General features: G+C 63.8%; 26 protein-coding genes. 4 read left to right on the forward strand and 22 right to left on the reverse strand.

Translation table 11 applies throughout. The features are described 5' to 3' along the window. Positions 1-132 (forward strand): integrase core domain-containing protein (locus CJ028_RS07880; protein ID WP_148666437.1); only part of this gene is annotated, 132 nt, incomplete at its 5' end. 6 nt (positions 133-138) lie between these two features. Here CJ028_RS07880 and CJ028_RS07885 read toward each other — a convergent pair. From CJ028_RS07885 to CJ028_RS07950, 14 genes are all read right to left on the reverse strand, one after another. Continuing rightward, complete coding sequence (locus CJ028_RS07885) at positions 139-2,130, reverse strand: bifunctional copper resistance protein CopD/cytochrome c oxidase assembly protein (RefSeq protein WP_105034721.1); 1,992 nt, start codon at positions 2,128-2,130, stop codon at positions 139-141. A gap of 212 nt (positions 2,131-2,342) precedes the next feature. Beyond that, the gene (locus CJ028_RS07890; RefSeq protein WP_035835256.1) at positions 2,343-2,630 is read right to left on the reverse strand and encodes an HU family DNA-binding protein; all 288 of its coding nucleotides are present in this window, start codon (positions 2,628-2,630) and stop codon (positions 2,343-2,345) included. Between the two features lie 322 nt (positions 2,631-2,952). After that, complete coding sequence (rpsN, locus tag CJ028_RS07895) at positions 2,953-3,258, reverse strand: 30S ribosomal protein S14 (protein ID WP_092110538.1); 306 nt, start codon at positions 3,256-3,258, stop codon at positions 2,953-2,955. Between the two features lie 2 nt (positions 3,259-3,260). Beyond that, positions 3,261-3,428 (reverse strand): 50S ribosomal protein L33, encoded by a 168-nt coding sequence (gene rpmG / locus CJ028_RS07900; RefSeq protein ID WP_035880539.1) that lies wholly within the window; start codon positions 3,426-3,428, stop codon positions 3,261-3,263. Next, positions 3,428-3,664, reverse strand: a complete 237-nt coding sequence (gene rpmB / locus CJ028_RS07905; protein WP_035835252.1) for a 50S ribosomal protein L28 — start codon at positions 3,662-3,664, stop codon at positions 3,428-3,430. Before rpmB ends, rpmG begins: the two co-directional genes overlap by 1 nt. A gap of 244 nt (positions 3,665-3,908) precedes the next feature. Next, positions 3,909-4,301: a Fur family transcriptional regulator gene (locus CJ028_RS07910; protein ID WP_105034722.1), complete on the reverse strand. Its 393-nt coding sequence runs from the start codon at positions 4,299-4,301 to the stop codon at positions 3,909-3,911. Continuing rightward, positions 4,298-5,149 carry a metal ABC transporter permease gene (locus tag CJ028_RS07915; protein ID WP_105034723.1) on the reverse strand — a complete coding sequence of 284 codons (852 nt, stop codon included), beginning with the start codon at positions 5,147-5,149 and terminating at the stop codon, positions 4,298-4,300. The genes CJ028_RS07910 and CJ028_RS07915 overlap by 4 nt, the downstream gene beginning before the upstream one ends. Then, positions 5,149-6,036, reverse strand: coding sequence for a metal ABC transporter permease (locus CJ028_RS07920; protein WP_240607151.1), 888 nt, complete (start codon positions 6,034-6,036; stop codon positions 5,149-5,151). Before CJ028_RS07920 ends, CJ028_RS07915 begins: the two co-directional genes overlap by 1 nt. Then, a complete protein-coding gene (locus CJ028_RS07925) occupies positions 6,037-6,834 on the reverse strand; it encodes a metal ABC transporter ATP-binding protein (protein WP_240607152.1) in 798 nt (265 codons plus the stop codon). A gap of 7 nt (positions 6,835-6,841) precedes the next feature. Beyond that, entirely contained in the window at positions 6,842-7,867 is a 1,026-nt protein-coding gene (locus CJ028_RS07930) for a metal ABC transporter substrate-binding protein (protein WP_105034725.1), read from the reverse strand. 62 nt (positions 7,868-7,929) lie between these two features. Then, complete coding sequence (locus CJ028_RS07935; protein WP_105034726.1) at positions 7,930-9,303, reverse strand: dihydrolipoamide acetyltransferase family protein; 1,374 nt, start codon at positions 9,301-9,303, stop codon at positions 7,930-7,932. Positions 9,304-9,325: 22 nt separating this feature from the next. Further along, positions 9,326-10,330: an alpha-ketoacid dehydrogenase subunit beta gene (locus CJ028_RS07940; protein ID WP_105034727.1), complete on the reverse strand. Its 1,005-nt coding sequence runs from the start codon at positions 10,328-10,330 to the stop codon at positions 9,326-9,328. Next, positions 10,330-11,421, reverse strand: coding sequence for a thiamine pyrophosphate-dependent enzyme (locus CJ028_RS07945; protein WP_105034865.1), 1,092 nt, complete (start codon positions 11,419-11,421; stop codon positions 10,330-10,332). The genes CJ028_RS07940 and CJ028_RS07945 overlap by 1 nt, the downstream gene beginning before the upstream one ends. A gap of 106 nt (positions 11,422-11,527) precedes the next feature. Next, positions 11,528-12,634, reverse strand: coding sequence for a histidinol-phosphate transaminase (locus CJ028_RS07950; RefSeq protein WP_105034728.1), 1,107 nt, complete (start codon positions 12,632-12,634; stop codon positions 11,528-11,530). Between the two features lie 103 nt (positions 12,635-12,737). Between CJ028_RS07950 and CJ028_RS07955 the strand changes: the two genes are divergently transcribed. After that, positions 12,738-13,130 carry a phage holin family protein gene (locus tag CJ028_RS07955; protein WP_105034729.1) on the forward strand — a complete coding sequence of 131 codons (393 nt, stop codon included), beginning with the start codon at positions 12,738-12,740 and terminating at the stop codon, positions 13,128-13,130. Between the two features lie 15 nt (positions 13,131-13,145). On the opposite strand, the gene CJ028_RS07960 is transcribed toward CJ028_RS07955, so the two are convergent. Both CJ028_RS07960 and CJ028_RS07965 read right to left on the reverse strand, forming a co-directional pair. Continuing rightward, a complete protein-coding gene (locus CJ028_RS07960; protein ID WP_105034730.1) occupies positions 13,146-14,612 on the reverse strand; it encodes a hypothetical protein in 1,467 nt (488 codons plus the stop codon). Next, positions 14,600-14,836: a hypothetical protein gene (locus CJ028_RS07965; protein WP_105034731.1), complete on the reverse strand. Its 237-nt coding sequence runs from the start codon at positions 14,834-14,836 to the stop codon at positions 14,600-14,602. Before CJ028_RS07965 ends, CJ028_RS07960 begins: the two co-directional genes overlap by 13 nt. Before the next feature lie 180 nt (positions 14,837-15,016). Between CJ028_RS07965 and CJ028_RS07970 the strand changes: the two genes are divergently transcribed. Both CJ028_RS07970 and purB read left to right on the forward strand, forming a co-directional pair. Further along, positions 15,017-15,544 carry a low molecular weight protein-tyrosine-phosphatase gene (locus tag CJ028_RS07970; RefSeq protein WP_105034866.1) on the forward strand — a complete coding sequence of 176 codons (528 nt, stop codon included), beginning with the start codon at positions 15,017-15,019 and terminating at the stop codon, positions 15,542-15,544. Continuing rightward, complete coding sequence (purB, locus tag CJ028_RS07975) at positions 15,541-16,923, forward strand: adenylosuccinate lyase (protein ID WP_105034732.1); 1,383 nt, start codon at positions 15,541-15,543, stop codon at positions 16,921-16,923. The genes CJ028_RS07970 and purB overlap by 4 nt, the downstream gene beginning before the upstream one ends. A 72-nt stretch (positions 16,924-16,995) precedes the next feature. Here purB and CJ028_RS07980 read toward each other — a convergent pair whose 3' ends face one another. The 6 genes from CJ028_RS07980 to CJ028_RS08005 all read right to left on the reverse strand — a co-directional run bounded on the left by CJ028_RS07980 (position 16,996) and on the right by CJ028_RS08005 (position 21,148). Further along, on the reverse strand, positions 16,996-17,265 hold the full coding sequence (locus tag CJ028_RS07980) for a hypothetical protein (protein WP_105034733.1): 270 nt from the start codon (positions 17,263-17,265) through the stop codon (positions 16,996-16,998). Continuing rightward, positions 17,262-17,873: a hypothetical protein gene (locus CJ028_RS07985; RefSeq protein WP_105034734.1), complete on the reverse strand. Its 612-nt coding sequence runs from the start codon at positions 17,871-17,873 to the stop codon at positions 17,262-17,264. The genes CJ028_RS07980 and CJ028_RS07985 overlap by 4 nt, the downstream gene beginning before the upstream one ends. Positions 17,874-17,973: 100 nt before the next feature. Further along, on the reverse strand, positions 17,974-19,401 hold the full coding sequence (gene dnaB / locus CJ028_RS07990; RefSeq protein ID WP_167395134.1) for a replicative DNA helicase: 1,428 nt from the start codon (positions 19,399-19,401) through the stop codon (positions 17,974-17,976). A gap of 457 nt (positions 19,402-19,858) precedes the next feature. Continuing rightward, positions 19,859-20,308, reverse strand: a complete 450-nt coding sequence (gene rplI / locus CJ028_RS07995) for a 50S ribosomal protein L9 (RefSeq protein ID WP_092110565.1) — start codon at positions 20,306-20,308, stop codon at positions 19,859-19,861. A gap of 9 nt (positions 20,309-20,317) precedes the next feature. Beyond that, the gene (gene rpsR / locus CJ028_RS08000; RefSeq protein WP_035835236.1) at positions 20,318-20,581 is read right to left on the reverse strand and encodes a 30S ribosomal protein S18; all 264 of its coding nucleotides are present in this window, start codon (positions 20,579-20,581) and stop codon (positions 20,318-20,320) included. 48 nt (positions 20,582-20,629) lie between these two features. Continuing rightward, positions 20,630-21,148, reverse strand: a complete 519-nt coding sequence (locus CJ028_RS08005; protein ID WP_092338335.1) for a single-stranded DNA-binding protein — start codon at positions 21,146-21,148, stop codon at positions 20,630-20,632. Positions 21,149-21,256: the final 108 nt, after the last annotated feature.

A 21,256-nucleotide genomic window follows, 5' to 3' on the forward strand; every position in this document is an offset into this window, starting at 1 on the left:
AATTCAGAATCTGCCCGCCGAAACGCCCTGCCCGCCTGGATCCACGAATACAATCACCACAGGCCCCACACCGCCATCGGAAACCACCCACCCATCAGCCGCTTAACCAACGTCCCTGGGCAGTACAACTAGGCCCGGCTAGCTGCTCGGGGTCTGCTCGTCGCGCTGGGCGATACGGGCCAGGTTCGCGTTGTAGGCGATCAGCTCGGCGTCCTCATTGCGGTCTGCCTTGCGGTCCAGCCGCCTGGTGACCTTGGTGTCGTCACGGCTCCACATGATCGCCACGACGACGGCGAGCACGAACGTGGGCAGTTCGCCGATTCCCCAGGCGACGCCGCCGCCCATCTGCTGATCGGCGATGGCTGACAGGCCCCAGGTTCGTCCCATCGCGCCGTACCAGTCGGCCAGGAGCAGTCCGGTGCCGCTCATCAGGGCGAGGCCGAAGAACGCGTGGAAGGCCATGGTCACGAGCAGCAGCAGCAGGCGGAAGGCGTACGGCAGTCGGTACGGCACCGGGTCGATGCCGATCAGGGACTGCACGAACAGGTAGCCGGTAATGAGAAAGTGCACGATCATCCACAGGTGGCCGATGTGGTCGGTTGTAGCCCAGCTGAAGATCGAGGTGTAGTAGAACACCCACAGTGAGACACCGAACAGCACGGCCGCGACTATCGGGTTGGCGACGATGCCGGCAAAGCGCGAGTGCACAGCGGTGAGGATCCACTCGCGCGCCCCGCGGCTGCCGTCTTGCCGTTTAGCAATCGCTCGCGCGGCGAGCGTCACCGGCGCGCCAGGCACGAGCATCAACGGCACGAGCATGGTGAGCACCATGTGCACCAGCATGTGAGTGGAGAAGAGGTACTTCTCGTACACATTCACTCCACCGTTGGTGATGTAGAACAGGGTGAGCATGCCCAGAATCCACAGCACGCTGCGGTAGATCGGCCAGGAATCACCGCGACGATGCAGTCGCCAGACGCCGGCGAGGTAGAAGAAGATGCCGAAGGCGCAAAAAAGAATCCAGGCGAGGTCGAAGTTCCACTCGGTGAAATAGCGTGAAAAGGTCAGCTCGGGAGGCAGCAGCTCACCGGTCAGAATCTGCGCCGGTGTGGACTGGGGAATCTCGGTCGCGACCACCTGGGCGACCGGGGTCGCCGTGCGGGCGAGCGCTGCCGCGACCCCGGAGGCGAGGCCCATGAAACCGAGCTCGGTCACGACCAGCCACCAGAACCAGCGGCTGCGCGCCGGTCCCGAGCGCTGCATCCGCTTGATGAAAAATTGGCGTTGCAGAATGCCAAAGCCACCGAGGGCGATGAGGGCGGTGACCTTGACCAGCACGAGAATGCCGTAGGGGCTGAACAGGTTGTCCCAGCTGCCGATGCGCAGTTCGGCACTGACATAGCCCGACGCCGCCACGACGATGAAGGAGATCAGCGCGAGCGAGGAATACCGCCCGATCACCTGGCGGATGCGTTCGCCGTCCAGCTGGGTGCGCAGAACGATGATGGTGAGGAGTCCGCCCAGCCAGATCGCCGCGAAGACCAGGTGCAGGCCGAGGGCCGTGATGGCGGCGTTGTGCCCGGCAGCGCCCGCCGAGTGGCCCTGCTGGGCCATGGGCAGCAGGGAGGTCAGGGCCAGCACGGTCACGAAGACCAACGCGGTCTGGTTTCGCACGGCGAAGCACAATACGGTGACGCCGGCGGCGATCAGGGTGGTCGCGAGCCAGGCCTGACCCAGTTCGATCTGGCTGAAGAATTGGCCGACCGTGGCGCTGAACTGGTCGCTGATGCCGAAGGGCACGTTGGTGACCTGCAGAAAGGTCAGGAAGCCCGTGACAGCGGATACGACGGCGAACACTGCAGCGCAAGCCGCGGCAAAGTCCAGGGCAGTGCCGAACTCGCGTTCCTTGGGGCTGAGCGCGAACAGCGTGAGCACGAGGGCACCGATCGTTCCGGCCGCGGCGAGGTTGACCACAAGCTTGGCGATCGGGAGTCCCCAGCGCACCACTGGTCCCGGGTCGGCCAGGAGCTGGGCCGAGGCGCCACCGCCATAGGCCAGGGCAACAAGGGTGGACAACACAGCGACCAGCAGCAGGGCTGCCGGTCCGAGAACGCGGACGAGACGGGGCACCTGCCCAGCTTATTCGCCCAGCCCTGGGCATCCGTCGCGCTGGCAGCTACTGGCGGTCTCGAACTCCCGCCGCGCCGTGAGTTTTAGCCCGATTGAACGGCGCTCGGACTCACGTCTCGACGGCGCACCCACCCGTCTCGCTGCCCAACGGATGCCCGGGGACGGCAAAAGGGGCACCGACCGTAGTCGACGCCCCTCTTTCACAGCAAAAGCTACTTGGCGGCAGCCTTGAGCTTGCTTCCGGCGGTCAGCTTGACGCGGTGGCCGGCCGCGATGGCGATTTCTTCGCCGGTCTGCGGGTTGCGGCCGGTGCGGGCTGCAGTGGCGGTGCGCTCGACGCCCAACCATCCCGGGATGGTGACCTTGCCATCAGCGGCAACGGTCTCGGCCAGGGTTGCAAAGAATGCGTTCAGAACGCCGTCAACGGCGGCCTGGCTCTGTCCGGAGTCAGCGGCAACCTTGGCAACGAGCTCGGTCTTGTTCAGCGACTTGTCAGCCATTGAGTGTCCTCCTCGGACCTTCGTCTGTATAAACAGCGATATTCGTAATACGGATGCTCCTCGAAGAGAAACCCCGCTGGTCGGTTCGACCGAGTTGAAATCTAGCATTGATCCGCCAAAATCCCCGGATTTACGGCGTTTTTAGACCATTTCGGGGTGGTTTTCCCCTCTGGGGCACCTGATTTTCGCTCTCCGCGAAACCGCCGGGGACGGAACAGGCCAAAGAGCGGGTTAAACAAAACGGGATGTCGACCGAAGCCGACATCCCGTTTGGATGATTCACAAGCCGCTGAAGACGAGCTTCAGCGGCTGCCAGAAGGAGTTACCAGCTGGACTTGGTGATGCCGGGCAGCTCGCCGCGGTGCGCCATATCGCGAAAACGAACGCGCGAGATGCCGAACTTGGAGAGGTGGCCACGGGGACGACCGTCAACGGCGTCACGGTTGCGCAGGCGCACCGGGCTCGCGTTGCGCGGCAGCTTCTGCAGGCCCTTGCGAGCGGCTTCACGCGACTCGTCGGTGCCAGCAGGGTCAACCAGGGCCTTCTTGAGCTCAAGGCGCTTGACGGCGTAACGCTCGACGATGACCTTGCGCTGGTTGTTCTTGGCAATCATGCTCTTCTTCGCCATTTTTAGCGCTCCTCACGGAAGTCAACGTGCTTACGGATGACCGGGTCGTACTTCTTGAGCACCAGACGGTCGGGGTCGTTACGGCGGTTCTTCTTGGTTACATAGGTGTAACCGGTTCCAGCCGTGGAACGAAGCTTGATGATCGGACGTACGTCATGAGCCTTAGCCATTAGATCTTCACCCCACGGGCGAGAACGTCCTTGACGACACTCTCGATACCACGAGCATCAATAACCTTGATGCCCTTTGCGGACAAGGTCAGTGTGACCTTGCGACGAAGCGACGGCACGTAGTACGTCTTCTTCTGAACGTTCGGGTCGAAACGACGCTTGGTGCGCCGGTGCGAGTGCGAAATGTTGTGTCCGAAGCCGGGAACAGCTCCGGTCACCTGGCATACAGATGCCATAGTTACCTCCATTACCGAAGAGCGAATGCCCTTCCCAAGATCCCTTGTCGACGGGCAGAACCACATCAGCCCAGAGCTAACTCAAGGCCGGGGGAGAATCGCCCGCAGTGTACGCACACAGGCGTATCAGCTATCTACGCTACTAGATCGCAGCGCGACCCGCAAATTCATCCCCCCGCGAGAGCGGAGAATTTGCTGCTTCAGCTAGCCCGAAGTGACAATTTTCCCGCTCTCGCGACACGGTTTAGGCGGCTTTGGCGGTGCAGGTGGCGCACAGCCCGAACACGTCAACGACGTGGGCGGCCTGGGTGAATCCGTTCTGCCCTGCGACGTCCTTGGCCCACCGCTCGACGGCATCCGCTTCGATTTCGACGGTGAGACCACAGTTGCGGCAGATCAGGTGGTGGTGGTGCAGGTTGGTACTGCAGGCGCGGTACAGGCTCTCGCCCTCCGGCGACTGCAGGGAGTCGGCGTCACCCTCGACGGCGAGGTCAGCGAGCGCGCGGTAGACCGTGGCCAGGCCGATGGGCGATCCGGTGGCGTGCAGGGCGGAGTGCAGCGCCTGGGCGCTGATGAAGCCGTCGTTTGCGTCAAGGGCGCCCCGCACGGCCTCACGCTGCCAGGTGTTTCGCTTCATGCTTTCAACCGTAGCGATGTTCTCGTGGGTCGGCGTGCATCCGCTTGGTGGGGCGCGCCAACGGCAGCGACCAGCCGTCGAAGAACCAGTGCGAGCAGGAACAGGGCGGCCGCGGTCAGGGCGATGGTCGGGCCGGCCGCCACGTCGAGTGAGCGGGAGAGCAGCACGCCAACGACCCCGGACACCGCGCCGAGTACGGGCGCGATGACGAACATCTGGGTGGTCGTGCGTGAGACGAGCCGGGCTGCCGCGGCGGGGGCCGCGATCAGAGCGATGGCCAGAATGGCGCCGACCGCCGGCATCGCGGTGACGACCGTGGCCGTGATGAGCACGAGGGTCAGCAATTCGATCGGCCATTCCCTGAAGCCTGCCGCCCGAAACCCGATCACGTCGAAGGTCGAGAACATGATCTGTTTGCCCAGAAAAACGATGGCCAACACGGCTAACGCCAGCACGATGGCCACGAGAGTCACGTCGTTTGTCGTCACCGTGAGTATGGAACCGACCAGATACGAGTCAACCTTCACCGGCAGGGATGGGTTGAGACCCTGGAGTAGGACGCCGAGCGCGAATCCGGCGGTGAGCAGAATGCCGGAGGCGACCTGGTTTCCCTGACGTTTGACTCTTCCGATCATGGTCATGATTCCCACGATGAACACGCTCGCCACCGCCGCACCCAGCGGGATGCTCACGCCCAGGATGGCCGCGCCGACCGCTCCGGGGAAAGTCGCGTGGGTGAGGGCCTGGGCGAAAAACGTGCGCTGTCGCAGCACGACGAGGGTACCGACGAGGCCGCTGAGGGCCCCGATCAGCAGCGCGGCCAGGAGGGCCTGTTCGAAGTAGCCCATCAGCGTGCCGCCCGCTCAGCCAAAGCCCGACGCGGGCCGCGGATCCGGTCGAGGGCGATCCGAACAACCAGGGCCAGCACGTAGCCGGCGACCAGCACGAGCACGACGGTGGCTCCGCTCGGTAAGTCGACTCCGCCGTTCACCGAGGCTTCGTAGCCGAGCGCGAGCCCCACCCAGGCGGCCAGGATCGCAAAACCCGCGGCCACCGGAAAGAGCAGCCACAGGCGATTGGTCACCAGACGGGCGACAGCACCCGGCACGATCAGCACGGCGAGCACGAGCAGGTTGCCCACAGCGCTGCTGGCCGCCACCACGACGAGGGCAATGGCCACGTTGAGCAGAATATCGAGCCGGAGCGGCCGATAGCCGGCCGCCGCGGTGCCCTCCAGGTCGAAGGCGCGAAACACCTGCTCCTTGAGCGTGAATCCCACGAGGATCAGGGCAAGTAGGCACACCACGACGGTCTGGTTGACCTCGGCCGGGCTGACGGTGAGCAAACGGCCAAACAGCAGGGCGTCGAGCTGGCCGACATAGTTTGTTTCCCGTGAAACAACGATGATTCCCACGCTGAACATGGCCGTGAAGACGATGGCGATCGCGGCATCCGACGTGACAGCGCGTCTGACGATCACCGTGAGCACGACGGCGGCAACGAGGGCCGCGATCATTGCTCCCACGAACAGACCGTCGCGCCCACCCCAGACAAATCCGATAGCCACGCCGGGAAAGACCGCGTGGGTGAGCCCGTCACTGATGAATTCGAGCCCACGCAGGTTCACGAGTACCCCAACGAGCCCGGCCACGAGGCTGAGCACCACGAGTACGAGCAGCGCCCTGGCCATGAATGGCAGCTCGAAGGCTTCGATCAAAGGCGTGAAGAAATCCACTCAGTGACCTCCGTGGCCGGGAACCACGATGGTGTGCTCATCCATTTCCACACCCACCGAACCGAACGCCCGTTGCACGTTGGCCAGGGTCAGCACCGTATCGCGCGGGCCGAAGGCCACCTGGGCGCCGTTGAGCAGCAGAACACTCTCACACACGGCCCGAGCGAGGTCGAGGTCGTGAGTGGACACGAGCACCGCCACACCCTGCTGTTTGAGGCGTTTCACGGTCTCAATGAGGGCGTCCCGGTTCACCTGGTCGAGACCGTTGAACGGCTCGTCCAGCAACAACAAGCGCGGGGCGGATGCCACGGCGCGCGCGAGCAGACCGCGTTGCTGCTGCCCGCCCGACAGTTCACCGAAGCGTGTCTTGGCGCGGTTGCCCAGGCCCACGGTTTCCAGCGCCTCGGTCACGGCCCGGCGATCGTTCTGGCCCGGCATGCGCCACCAGCCGAGTGCGCGGTAGCGGCCCATCATGACGACCTGTTCGAGTGAGACCGGAAAGTGCGGGTCAAGCTGGTCGGTCTGTGGTACATAGCCGATGTATCCAGCCGGCGCCGGCCACCGTCCGAGTACCTCAACGGTGCCGGAGGTGCGGGTGATGAGCCCGAGAATACCCTTGAGCAGGGTGGACTTGCCTGAACCGTTGGGGCCGATCAGGGCAACGGCCTGGCCGGGCGACACGGCGAAATCGATCCCCGTGAGTGCGGGCTCGGCACCGTAGGCAAAGGACGCCGCCGCCACTCGAAGAGCGGCGGCAGCGTCCGCTGGGGGGGTTACTTGAGAAGTGTTCTCGATCACGGGTTAACTATTGCAGGTCGGCGGGCAGTGCAGAGGGTGTGACGCCCCACGATTCGAGCATGAGCGTTGCATTGTGCAGCTGCGACTTGAGGTAGGTGTCCCCGGCGCTGCCGGTCGGCCCGAGCGAATCGACGTACAGGGCATCGTCACCGGAGTAGACGGTGACACCGGCTTCGATCGCGATCGTCTCGGCGGTTTTGGGGCTGAGTGATGCCTCAGAGAAAACGGCCGTGACACCGGTGGCCTTGATCGCAGCGATCAGGGAATCGATCTCGGCGGCACTCGGCTCGGCGTTGTCGTCGAAGCTCGGAATCACCGAGCCGACGTAGTCGATGTGGTACGCCGCGGTGAAGTACCCGAGGGCGTCGTGGTTGCTCACGAGCAGGCGCTCGCTCTCCGGTACGGTGTCGACGTTGGTGCGGATCCACTCATCAAGGTCAGTGAGCTGGGCCGTGTACGCGGTCGCATTGGCCTCGAAGGTGCTGGCGTTGCCCTGGTCGGCGGATACGAGGCCGTCGGTGATCGTCCGCACGATGGTCTCGGCGTTCTGAACGTTCGTCCAGATGTGCGGGTCGCCGCCGTCGTGGGCGTGCGCATCCGCTTCGTCGGTGTGGACATCCGCTTCGTCGTCACCGTGGTCCTCTCCGGCGCCAATCTCCGAGATGGTGATACCCGTATCGGCGTCGATCGTGACGCCGTCAAAGCCGGAGGCGGCAATGGCGTCGTCGAGCCATTCTTCAAGTCCGACACCGTTGATGACGAGCACATCGGCGGCACCGAGCGCGGTCAGGTCGGCTGCCGACGGGTCGTAGCTGTGCGCGCTCTGATTGGGCTGGATCAGCTGGGTGAGATCGACTCCGCTGGCATCTCCGATGACGTTCCGGGTGAAGTCGGCGACCTGGGTGGTCGTGGCGACGACCGTGAGATCAGCGGCACTGCTGTCGGCACTCGCGGTCGTGCCGGCCGAACACCCCGAGAGGGCAAGGGCGCCTGACGCGAGGAGTGCGGGAACGGCGAAATATCTCTTGTTCATCCTCCAAGAATAGCTCTGTTGATAATGATTGTCAAAACCATTAGCACGCCGTTGGGAAGCGGCTACTCGAGCAGCAGTGCCGGTTCCTCGATGATGCTCGCGACGTCGGCGAGAAAACGGCTGGCGACATCACCATCGACGACGCGATGGTCAAAGCTCGCACCGATCGTCGTGACGAAACGGGCGCGCACCTCACCATCGACGACCCACGGCTTCTGCTTGATCGTTCCGAGGGCCACGATTCCAGCCTCAGGAGAGTTCAGAATGGGGGTTCCGGTGTCCATGCCGAACACGCCGATATTGGTGATCGTGATCGTGCCGTTGCTCATCTCCGCCGGGCTGGTCTTGCCGTCGCGTGCGGTCATCGTGAGCTTCTCGAGCGCTGCAGCGAGTTCGAGCAGGCTCATGTCCTGCGCTTCCTTGATGTTGGGCACGATCAGCCCGCGCGGTGTCGCCGCGGCGATGCCAAGGTTCACATAGTGGCGCACAATGATCTCCTCATCCGTGAACGTGGAGTTCACCGTGGGGTTCCGGCGCACCGCCCAGATCATGGCTTTGGCCATGATCAGCAGGGGTGACACGCGAATGCCGGCAAAGTCGGTGGAGGCCTTGAGCCTCTTGACGAACTCCATAGTGCGCGTGGCATCCACATCGACGAACAGGCTCACGTGCGGCGCGGTGAACGCACTCTTCACCATGGCCTGCGCGATGGCCTTACGCACGCCCTTCACCGGAATATGTTCGTCGCGATCGATCGGCCACTGGGGCGTTTGAATGTTGCGGAACACGCTGGCCTGGGTCGCCCCACGCAGCACGTCTTCGCGAGTCACGTCGCCGACCGGACCGGTCGCTTCGACCAGAGAGAGGTCGACGCCGAGATCCTTGGCGAGCTTACGAATCGGCGGCTTGGCCATGACCGGTCCAGCGGATGCCGACCGACGAGTCGGCTCCAGCGGCTCGGCCCGAACGCGCACCGCTGGCTCGGGCGCGAGCGTCTCGTGGGCAACGTTCGCACCGGTGTGCCGGCGACGCCGTGTCGGCATCGTGGCGGCGGCACCGCGGCCGACGAGTACGGGTTCGGGTGCCTCGTCGCTGATGCTGCTGCTGGTGTCCTCAACCAGCGCAGTGGCGACCAGCGTGGTCGTGTTGGCTGTCTGCGCAGCGGATGCGGCGGCATCCGCTGTCGTCGCGTCGCTGCCTGAATTAATAGTGATGATCAACGTACCCACGTCGACGGTCGTACCCGCCGCGACGAGAATTTCACCGACGACGCCCACGAACGGAGACGGCAGCTCGACCAGGGATTTGGCCGTTTCGATCTCGACCAGCACCTGGTTGATCGTCACGGTGTCGCCCGGAGCGACCTTCCACTCGACGATTTCGGCCTCGGTCAGGCCTTCGCCGACATCGGGGAGGGTGAATTTAGAAACGCTCATAAGAGGCCTTTCCTGACGTTCATTAGTAAGCCAGAGCACGGTCGACGGCTTCGAGCACCCGGTCGGGGCTCGGCAGAAAGTGCGTCTCGACGGCGGCCGGCGGAAAGGGGGTGTCGAAGCCGGACACCCGCAGCACGGGTGCTTCGAGCGTGTAGAACGCGCGCTCGGCGACCGTGGCGGCGATCTCGCTGCCGACGCTGACGAAGCCGGGGGCTTCCTGGCTAACCACGAGGCGGCCGGTCTTCTGAACCGAGCCGAGGATCGGACCGTAGTCGATCGGCGAGATCGAGCGCAGGTCGATCACCTCGAGGCTGATGCCCTCGGTGGCGGCGAGTTCGGCGGCCTGCAGCAGCACGCTGACCATGGCGCCGTGGCCGACGACGGTCACGTCGAGACCGGCCCGCACCACGCGACTGGCGTGCAGCGGGGTTCCGCTCTCGCCGAAACGTACCTCGCCCTTGGGCCAGTAGCGGCTCTTCGGCTCGAAGAAGATCACCGGGTCGTCACTCTTGATTGCTTCCTGCATCATCCAGTAGGCGTCGTGCGGGTTGGACGGACTGACCACTCGCAGACCGGGGGTGTGCGCGAAGTACGCTTCCGGGCTCTCCTGGTGGTGCTCGATCGAGCCGATGTGCCCACCGTACGGAATACGAATGACGACCGGCATGATGAGACCGCCCTCATGGCGATTGCGCATGCGGGCCAGCTGGCTGGTGATCTGGTCGAAGCCGGGAAAAACGAATCCGTCGAACTGGATCTCGCACACCGGACGAAACCCGCGCATGGCCAAGCCGATGGCCGTGCCAATAATGCCGGACTCGGCCAGCGGCGTATCAAGAACCCGCTTGTCGCCGAATTCGGCGATGAGGCCCTCCGTGACTCGAAAAACGCCGCCGAGCGGGCCGATGTCCTCGCCCATCAGAAGCACTTTCGAGTCACCCTGCATGGCTTTGCGCAGCCCGGCATTGAGAGCCTTCGTCATAGGCAGCGAAGCGGATGCCACGCTCGTGTCGGTCGCAACAGTCATCAGTTCTTACCCTCGTCAAAAGACGCTTCGTAGCGTTCCAGCCAGGCTTTTTGCTCAGCCACGAGCGGATGCGGTTCGGCGTAGACGTTGTCGAAGATCACCGATTGCTCCGGGCCGGTGATTTCCAGAGCGCGACGACGGGCATCGGCGGCGAAGTCGGCGGCTTCTTCGTCGACGGCGTCGAGGAATTCCTGCTCGATGCCCCGGCCCTGCAGATAGCTGCGAAAGCGCACGATCGGGTCGCGGGCCACCCAGTAGGCAAGCTCCTCTGGGTCGCGGTACTTGGTGGGGTCGTCGGCGGTGGTGTGTGCGCCGACCCGGTAGGTGAGTGCCTCGATCAGGGACGGGCCCTGGCCGGCGCGGGCGTCATCCATCGACTTCGCCGTGACAGCAAAGCTCGCGAGCACATCGTTGCCGTCGATCTGGGTGCCCGGCATGCCGAAGCCGCCGGCGCGCAGGTAGAGCGGTGTGCGCGACTGACGTGCGACGGGCACCGAGATGGCCCAATGGTTGTTCTGCAGAAAGAACACCTGCGGGGTCTGGTAGCTCGCCGCGAAGACGAGCGCCTCGTTGGCGTCGCCCTGAGACGAGGCGCCGTCGCCGTAATAGACGATGACGGCCTGGTCGGTCTCCGGGTTGCCGGTCGCGGTCGACCCGTCGAGCTGCATTCCCATGGCATAGCCGGTGGAGTGCAAGGTCTGTGAGGCGAGAACGAGGGTATAGAGGTGAAAGTTTCCGTGCTCTTCGGGCACCCAGCCGCCGAGGGTGACTCCGCGTAGCATGCGCAGGATGTCCACAACGTCGAGGCCGCGGATCATGCCGACAACGTGCTCCCGGTAGGAGGGGAATACGTGGTCCTGGGGGCGCGTGGCGTAGGCGGACCCGACCTGGGCGGCTTCCTGGCCGTGGCTTGGAACCCACAGGGCCAGCTGACCCTGACGCTGCAGGTTGGCCGCCTCGGTATCGAACTTACGCACCACGACCATGTCGCGATAAAACCTTCGGTGGTCGGCCTCGGTGAGTCGGTCGAGGAAGGGAAGAAACTCCTCGGCAGCGGCGTTCGGTTCGAACGCGCCGTTCGGAGAGATCATCCGCACGCAAGTCTCGGCCCCGTCGAGGCCGAAGGGAGCAGTTGCTGCCGGGGTGCGCGCTGCAATGCGTGGCGCAGTCGCGTCGTTTCGGGTGGCTGACACCGTACTAACCTATCTTCCGAGCTGGGTGATCGGCAGGAAGAGCGTCGACAAGATCCGCGCTCTTTAATAGGAGTGTCGACACAGCCTGCTCCTCACCGATCGAGACCCGAATACCTTCGGGCGCGAATGGGCGCACGACCAGGCCGGCCTCACTGAGCGCCTCGGCCACAGCGGTCGTTTCAGCGCCGGTCGGCAGCCACAGAAAGTTCCCGTGGGGCGCAGGGATGTTCCAGCCCTGGCGGGTCAGCGCCTGCCAGGTCGCATCACGACGCGCGGTGATGACGCGAACCCGCTCGAGCAGTTCTTTCTCGGCTTTGAGTGAGGCGATCGCGCCGGCTGCGGCCTGCGCGGTCACCGACAGTGGAATCGCGGTCGATCGGGCGGCGTTCAGAATGTCCACCGGGCCGAGCGCATAGCCGACCCGCAGCCCGGCGAGGCCGTAGGCCTTGGATAAGGTGCGCAGGACGACCAGATTGGGGTAGCGGGCGAGCAGCGGCGGGCCCGCCACAGCATCCGCTTGGGTGACAAATTCGATATATGCCTCATCGAGAATGACCAGCAGGTCGGTCGGGACGACGGCCATGAAGGCCTCGAATTCGTCCGTGGTGACGATCGTTCCGGTGGGATTGTTCGGTGAGCAGACGATGACGACCCGGGTGTTGTCGCTGATCGCGGCGGCCATTTCGGGCAGATCGTGACCGTGATCGGTGCGATTGGGCACGCACACGCTGGTAGCACCGGTGACGGTCACGAGGGACGGGTAGGCCTCAAATGACCGCCAGGAGTAGAGCACCTCATCGCCGGGCCCGGCGGCAGCGAGAATGAGCTGGGCCAGCAGGGCCACCGAGCCGGCGCCGACGTGCACCTGGTCGACGCCGAGGCTGTACTTGGCGGCGAGGCGTTCGCGCAGAACCAGAGCCGAGGCATCCGGGTAGCGGTTGTAGGCCGTTTCGGCCGTGACCGCCGCGATTACCCCGGGCAACGGGTCGAACGGGTTCTCATTGCTGGAGAGTTTGAAGGCACTGGCGTCGGCCGGTTTGCCCTGCTTATAGGCCGGGAGGGCAATGATCTCCGGGCGCAGTCGGACTGAGGGGCGGTCTGAGAGGCTCACTCGGTGAGTCTACGCCCGGATATATTCGCGGTTGAGAATGAATGTTCGCCTGACTTTCGGCCGCCACGGCCTACTTCGCGCGAGCCGGTGAGATAGTAGGGGCATGGCCAGATTCCTGATCCAACTGATCGTCAACGCGGTAGCCCTGTGGTTCACCGCCCTGCTCGTGGCGGGGGTGCACGTCACGCCGTATGCGCCGGATGCCGGCGCCCGCGTGCTCACCTATCTTCTGATAGCGCTCATCTTTGGATTCGTGAACACCGTTGTCGGCGGGGTGCTGCGCGTCGTTGCATTTCCGCTCTACATATTGACGCTCGGACTGTTCGCGCTGATCGTCAACGGTCTGCTCCTGCTGCTCGTGGGTTGGCTTTCCGGCTTCCTGGGCTTCGGTCTCGTCGTTGACAGCTTCTGGTGGGGCGTACTGGGTGCCCTGGTACTCGGCATCATCTCGTGGCTGCTCGGGCTCATTCTGCGCCCGGTCACCGCGCGCGACTGAGCGGGCCAGGAGACACTACTGCGGCGCTGGCCCTTCCGGCACGCGGATGCCGCGCCACAAGACCGCCTCGCCGGGCGCGCTCCCGAGAATGTCGGTCACGGTGTCGCGAAAGCCCTGCAGGTTCTCTTCAGGGGAGGCATCAATGAGCCGCGCTGTCTCGCGGTAGGTGGCGAGGTTGTGAGCCGGCAGTGCATCCCCAGCGGGTAGGAGTTCGGAGGCAAAGGCCTCACGGCGCACGGTCACGCGGTCGTCGGAGTCGACCAGGCTGTCTCCGCCCATCGCGGTCACCACGTCATTTGTGTGCTCCACGGTGAGTGTTGCGACACCCGCCGGCACGGGCACCTTGGATTCGGGCGCCCCAAAGGTGGCCACCGCCTGCACGTCGAACCAGCTATAGGCAGCCACCTGAGTGGCGACCAGGCCGCCCTGGGAATGCCCGGCAAGGACAACCGGATCGGACGGTGCGATTCCGGCCGCCTTCATGGCGCTAATCACGGCCTCGAACGAACCTGCATTCTGCCCGGCCATCGCGGTGATGTTTGCGGTGAGATCCCAGGGCTCCTTTTTTGCGACGGCATCCCATTCAACGGTTCCACTGATGTAGACCGCCCACGACGGATGCTCGGCGTCGCCATAATTCTCAATGAGCACCTGCGGCTTCCCCGCGGCGGTCTTCGGGATTCGCGCAGCAAGGTCGCGGACACCAGTCGGTGGCGTCGGTCGGGTTGGAGTTCCCACTGCAGCAACGCTCACCGGACTTTCCCGGAACAAGCCTTCGTTGCGCGCTACGGCCAAAACGCCGAGCGCTGTGCTTGAGATGCCGATCACACCCAGACCTTCGTCACCGAAAACCCGACCAACAGAACGCGGTGTACCGGCCAGGCCCGCGGTTACGTCGTCGAGCGACGAGGCCGCAACTCGTACGAGGGCTACCACGTTCGGGTTCGTGAGTAGCCGGGGGTCGAGCTCGTCCGTACCATTGCGGGCGACCTGCGATCGGGATGGCGAACCTAGGCTTCCATGAAGCCGTATGTGCCCGACGCTGGCAACACCGGCCATGGAGACACCGAGCGGCGTGCCTGCAAGGGCAAAAAGGCCACCTCGAAGAAGCCGGCCCAAGCCATACGCGAGATCTGCGGCACCCATCAATGCAGCCTCCTGGGCGACACGTTCAACGTAGCCGTAACTTCTGGCCGCTGCAACGAGATTGTCTGCGATAGCACCGCAGTATTCGTGAAGGTATTTCAGTCGACTAGCCACCTGGAGCAGATCCGGCCAGGGATCCTGGCCCAGCCAGTTCGCCGGCCAGTACGGGTCCAAATAGCGGATCCGATGCGCGCGACCTACCCAATCGGCCAGATCATCTCGCAGAACGTTCAGGAACTGTGCCTGGGCCAACACTTCATCGGTGGCAACGATGGTCGTACCTCCGACCGAGACGGTCAGGTCGCCGTCAGCGAGGCCGTCCCTCACGCCGGACACAGCTCCTCCTCGACGTAGATCTGTTTTCGCACGCTCGCCAGCGCCTCATGCAGGTAGTGCAGCACAACATCGATGTGTTGCACGATGTCTACGACGCAGCCCGAATAGGCCCGCTGAGATTTGGAACTCCAGAATTCGCTCGGGTCCAGGGCGAGCAGCTGGCGACGTTTGCCCTCGATCTCGGCACGCAGGCCGAGCAGAAGATCGCGCTGGGAATGCATCATCGCCAGGTGCTCAGGACTATATGGCCCACCCGACATCCGCCCCACTGCGTCCATGACACCTCCAGGTCACGACGATCGTCGCAGAATCCGCGACGCATCCGGCAGCCCGTCGCGCAATCTGTGCACAGACACCGAATACTGAGCGTGTGGAGAAGGCGAAACTGCTCCAGAATGGAAGACATGCCCTTCGCGTCACTCACCCCCGACGAGTCGACGCCCTTTCGGATCATTTTCGTCTGCACCGGAAATATCTGTCGGTCGCCCATGGCCGAAGTCGTGCTGCGCGACCTCGTCACCAAACTCGGACTCGGACGTCTCATCGCGAGCAGCTCGGCCGGCACCGGGGACTGGCATGTTGGCGAGCAAGCCGACGGTCGCACGATCACGGCGCTGGCCAAACGTGGCTACGACGGCAGCCATCATCGGGCCCGCCAGTTTGACCCGCAATGGTTCGCCGAGCACGACCTCGTCGTCGTGCTCGACCGCAGCCAGGAGCGCATTCTGCGCAACTGGGCCCTTGAGGATCGCGATCGTGCCAAGGTACGCCTGCTGCTGAGCTTTGACGCCGAGCAGGCCGCCCTGTTCGACGTACCGGACCCCTACTATTCCGACGATGCGTTGTTTGACGCCGTATTAGGCATGATTGAGAGGGCAAGTCACGCACTTGTGAAACAACTTGCACCCGCAATTCGACAGGGAGTCCGATGAGTCACCTACCCGTACAGGTTCTGAGCCCGCTTGATGGCCGCTACCGAGCCGCCGTTTCTGATCTGGGCGAGTTCCTGTCCGAGGCCGGTCTCAACCGTGCTCGAGTGCGCGTGGAGGTGGAGTGGCTGATCACCCTCACCGACCGCAGCCTGTTTGGTTCCGCGCCCCTGAGTGACGAGCAGAAACTCGCCCTGCGCACGCTGGTGACCGACTTCGGTCAGCCCGAAATCGACGAACTGGCCGAGCTGGAGGCCACCACCCGCCACGACGTGAAGGCCGTCGAATACCTCGTTCGCCGGCGCCTCGGCACACTGGGACTCGAACACATCAGTGAGCTCACCCACTTCGCGGCCACCAGCGAAGACATCAACAACCTCTCTTATGCCCTCACCGTGCGGGATGCCGTGCAGACCGTCTGGCTGCCCAAACTTCGCCTGGTCATCGAGGCCCTGCGCAGCAATGCGCTCGAATTCCGAGCGGATGCAATGCTGGCCCGCACGCACGGGCAGCCCGCGACGCCGACCACCATGGGTAAAGAACTCGCCGTGTTCGTCTACCGCCTCGAACGCATCGTGCGGCAGATCGAGGCCGGCGAATACCTGGGCAAGTTCAGTGGCGCCACCGGTACCTTCGCCGCCCACGTGGCCGCAGACCCCTCCGTGGACTGGCCGGCCGTCTCGCGCGCGTTCGTCGAGGGCCTCGGCTTGGGTTGGAACCCCCTCACCACGCAGATTGAATCGCACGACTGGCAGGCTGAGCTGTACTCTCGCGCCTCGCACGCAAACCGCATTCTGCACAACCTAGCCACCGACATCTGGACCTATATCTCCATCGGCTATTTCCGCCAGATTCCGCAGGTCGGCGCCACCGGCTCGTCCACGATGCCGCACAAGATCAACCCGATTCGCTTCGAAAATGCCGAAGCGAACCTCGAATTGTCTTGCGCCATCCTGGACTCGCTCGCGGCCACCCTCGTCACCAGCAGGCTGCAGCGCGACCTCACCGACTCCACCACCCAGCGCAACATCGGTGTCGGTTTCGGGCATTCGCTGCTCGCCCTCGACAACATTCTGCGCGGCCTCGGCGAGATCGACATTGACCGGGCGCTGCTGGCGAGCGACCTCGACTCCAACTGGGAGATTCTGGGCGAGGCCATTCAGACCGTGATTCGCGCCGAGGTCTCGGCCGGGCGTTCAGCCATCGAAGACCCGTACGCGCTTCTCAAGGAGCTGACCCGCGGCAAGCGCATCACGAGCGCCGACCTGGCAGCATTCGTCTCGGCGCTCGACATCGGCACCGCAGCCAAGACCCGGCTTCTGGCACTGACCCCTGCAAGCTACGTCGGCCTCGCCGCCCCCTTGGTTGACTACCTGCCCTAGTTTGTCGCCAACTACACGAAGGCACCTTCGTCCCTGTGGACGAAGGTGCCTTTTTTGGCGTTCAAGTTCCGGCTAGTGCCCGTTCTGCTCGTCGAGGTCAGTCTGCTCCGAGGCGTTGGGTTTCATACCGAGCACGAGCATTGCAATCACTACGAGCGCCACGATGAACGTCACGCCGAGTCCGATGACGGAGACAATGAGTTCGCGCGTGGTGCCCAAAATGGTCAACCCGACGAACAGGGCCATCCCTGCGGAGATGGCGAGCAATTCGACCGGCTTCAGTCGATCAGAGCGGCTGGGCTGGTGCGCCGGGTTGGGGGTGTCGGGGGTCTTTTTAGTCACAGGGAGTCCAAATCGTTGGGTGCGCTGTTCGAGGACGCCGTGGCACCCGAACGCTGTCGGGGCGCGTCCCATTTGAGGGAGAGCCCGGCGATGGGCAGGAAGACGGCGAGAAAGACCAGGTAGGCGCCGAACAACCCGACCGAGACAACCGGGTTGGGCGGGAGCAGCAAGAAGAGCAGGGCGAGTAGCGCACCGCCAATGCCAGTGAACAGCCAGTCTTTGGCCGGTAGGGGGCGTTTACGCACCCGGATGCCCGCATAGATTTCGAGGAAACCGGTGACGGCGCCCCAGACGCTCACCACGAACAGGAAGAAGCCGTGGCCACCAGCGTGAAAGCCGAGGGCGATCGCACCGGCGACCATGCTCACGACGCCCTGGATGAGGAACAGGCTGCGATCCGTCGCGACGGTCAGGGTACGCGGGCCGACCAGCACGAGCAGTAGTCCGCTGGCGAGGGCGAAGGCCCCGAACGCGAGCAACCCCAGCTGGGCGGAATGGTCCCGGTTGAAGGTGATGACGATGGCCGGAACCAGCGCGATCAGGGCGCGCCCGACGGGCACGGTCCAGTAGCGGGGACCGACGCTTGATGGTGCCTGGGCCTTCGCCACGCACGACCTCTTTCGTTGCACAATTTATCAGGCCCAGTCTACGCGGCGGGACCGTGCGGATCTGCGAGCGGGCTGCACGCTGACCAGCACTCCGGTGTAGCTACCCGCCGGCCACCATGTCAGCGAACCGGGAATAGTGGCCGTGGAAGGCAACGGTTACGGTACGGGTAGGGCCGTTACGGTGCTTAGCCACGATCAGGTCGGCCTCACCGGCCCGCGGGTTGTCCTTCTCGTAGGCACTCTCGCGGTGCAGCAGAATGACCATGTCGGCGTCTTGCTCGAGCGAACCCGACTCACGGAGGTCGGAGATGGCTGGCATCTTGTCGGCGCGCTGCTCGGGCCCTCGGTTGAGCTGGGAGAGCGCGATAACCGGAACTTGAAGCTCTTTGGCCAGCAGCTTGAGCGCCCTGGAAAACTCACTGACCTCTTGCTGACGGGACTCGACTTTTTTACCACTGGTCATCAGCTGCAGGTAGTCGATGATGACCATCTTGAGACCGACCCGCTGCTTGAGCCGACGACACTTGGCGCGAATCTCGACCAGGGTCATGTTCGGGCTGTCGTCGATGTAGAGCGGTGCGTCGTTGATGCGACCACGAGTGGCAGCAATAGTGGTCCAGTCGCGAGCCTCAACGGTGCCCTTGCGCATGCTCTGCAGGGGAACGGATGCCTCCGCCGCGAGAAGGCGCATGGCAATTTCACTTCGACCCATTTCGAGGGAAAAGAAGATGCTCGGCATGTTGTGGTGGATAGACGCCGACCGCGCGAAGTCGAGGGCGAGGGTGGACTTACCCAGTGCCGGACGGGCGGCCACGATGATGAGCTGACCGCCGTGAAACCCGTTGGTGAGTTCGTCGAGGTCGGCAAAGCCCGTGGGGACACCGCTCATTTGGCCGTCTTTGAGCTTAGCGGCCTCGATTTCTTCGATGGCGGCCGTCACAGCGTCGGTGAGCGGAACGTAGTCTTCGGTCTGGGTGCCCCCGGTGACGGCATAGATTTCGGCCTGAGCGGTGTTGACGAGGTCGAGCACCTCGCCCTCGGCGGCGTACCCCATCTGGGCGATGCGCGTGCCAGCCTCGACCAGACGGCGCAGCAGTGCGCGTTCGGCGACGATGGTGGAGTAGAACCCCGCGTTGGCAGCGGTGGGCACCAGGCTCGTTAGGGTGTGCAGATAGTCCGCGCCACCGGCCCGGGAGAGTTCACCGACCTTGGTGAGCTCATCGGTGACCGTGATGACGTCGGTCGGCTCACCCTGGGCGTAGAGGGAGAGAATCGCGTCGAAGATGATCTCGTGCTTGGGGATGTAGAAGTCGGCGCCCCGCACGGTTTCGACGACGTCAGCAACGGCGTCTTTGCTCAGCATCATTCCCCCGAGGGCGCTCTGCTCGGCGAGGAGGTCGTGAGGCAGCGCCCGCTCCGACTTCCACGCTTCAGCGGACCGCTCCAGGCGGCCCTGCCCACCACTGGCCGACGAACCGTACTCGTTTGACGCTGGCTGGTTGGCCAGGCCCAGATGGGCGATCGACACTCGGTACCTCTTTCTCTGTCGTGACTACAGGTGTATCAGGACCCACCGACACGGGACGCGCTCACCCGGCCCAAGCCAGATTTCGCTATTGGATCACCCTAAGGAGCCAGTAGCACGACCCACAAACGCCCCTGTGGATAACTCTGTGGATAATCTGCGCGAAACGCCGTGGAGATTGTGCAGAACCTGTGCACTCGCTTGTGGACAAATTTAAATTATTTACAATTAATTGCGGTTTGATCAGGAGTTTAAGTTGTGCACATGGGGATGAGTAAAGTAACTTCAATCAACCCTTGAACCTTGCCGATACGAATGCTCACCTGTGCACAAAAGCAGTGGGTCAAGGCCCCAAAAGTGGTCCTTAACGCCCCATAGCGGAGGATTCCTTACGGAACCCCCCGCTATGGGAGTGGTACAAGCTACCGGCCGAACAGCCGGGCCCTACCGAGGTGCGATGCTACTTGGCAGCGACGACCACGAGCGTGATCGTGGCACTGAGCTCGTCACGAAGACGAACCGTTGCCGTGTGCTCACCGGTCAGCTTGATCGCGGTGAGCTCAATCTTGCGCTTGTCGACCGTGCCGAGACCGGCGGCTGCAACGGCGTTAGCCACATCCGTGGTCTTGACCGAGCCGAACAGGCGTCCGCCGGCGCCGGCCTTGACGACCAGGGTGACCTTGGTGTTCTCAAGTTTGACCTTGAGCGCCTCAGCCTCTTCGAAGGTGGCGTGCTCGCGCGCTGCGCGGGCTGCCTTGATCTGCTCGATCTGCTTCTCGCCACCGCGGGTCCACGCAACAGCGAAGCCCTTGGGAACGAGGTAGTTACGAGCAAACCCGTTCTTGACGTCTACGACGTCGCCGGGTGCACCGAGGCCGGAGACCTCATGCGTCAGAATCAATTTCGACATTTGGTTTCCTTACCGGCCTGAGCCTGCGTAGGGCAGCAAAGCCATTTCGCGGGCGTTCTTGACGGCACGGGCGATGAGGCGCTGTTCCTGAACGGAAACGCCTGTGATGCGGCGGGCGCGGATCTTTCCACGCTCGGAGATGAACTTGCGCAGGGTGGGGACATCTTTGTAATCAATGACACCAACCCGAATCGACTTCGCGGGAGCGGCGTTCTTGCCACCCTTAGCTCCGCGAAGCGGCTTGCGGCGGTCGCCGCTCGACTTTCCAGCCATGATTTCCTTACTTTCTAAAAAGAGGTGTTAGCTACGCGCGGGGCGAGCTTAGAAGGGGGTCTCGTCGCTGAAGTTGCCTGGACTGTTCCAGACGTCTCCACCGGATGCCGCTGGCGCAGCGGTCTTGGCGGGGGCGCTGGGTGCCCATGGCTCATCGTTGCCCTGGCCGCCGGCAGCGGGTGCACCGCTGCGGGGGCCGGAGGACTGCGCGCGGGTGAGGGAAGCGGTGGCGTAGCGCAGCGAAGGACCAATTTCGTCGATCTCAAGCTCCATACTCGTGCGCTTTTCACCTTCCTTCGTCTCATACGAACGCTGCTTGAGACGCCCGGAAGCGATGACACGCGACCCCTTGGTCAGTGAACCCGCGACGTGCTCGGCGAATTCACGCCAAACGCTCGCACGCAGGAACAGCGCGTCGCCATCTTTCCACTCGTTGGCCGCACGATCGAACGTGCGCGGTGTGGAAGCGATGGTGAAGTTGGCAACCGCCAGCCCGTTCTGCGTGTAACGCAGTTCCGGATCGCTGGTGAGGTTGCCCACCACGGTGATTACGGTCTCGCCAGCCATGGGCTACTTGTCGCTTGCCTTGTCGGCAGCGGCCGGAGCAGGAGTCGCCTTGGCAGCAGCAGGCTTGGCAGCAGCAACCTTCGCGGCGGGAGCCGCGGTGGAAGCAGC

Source organism: Cryobacterium aureum, from assembly GCF_002954245.1.
Classification (GTDB): domain Bacteria; phylum Actinomycetota; class Actinomycetes; order Actinomycetales; family Microbacteriaceae; genus Cryobacterium; species Cryobacterium aureum.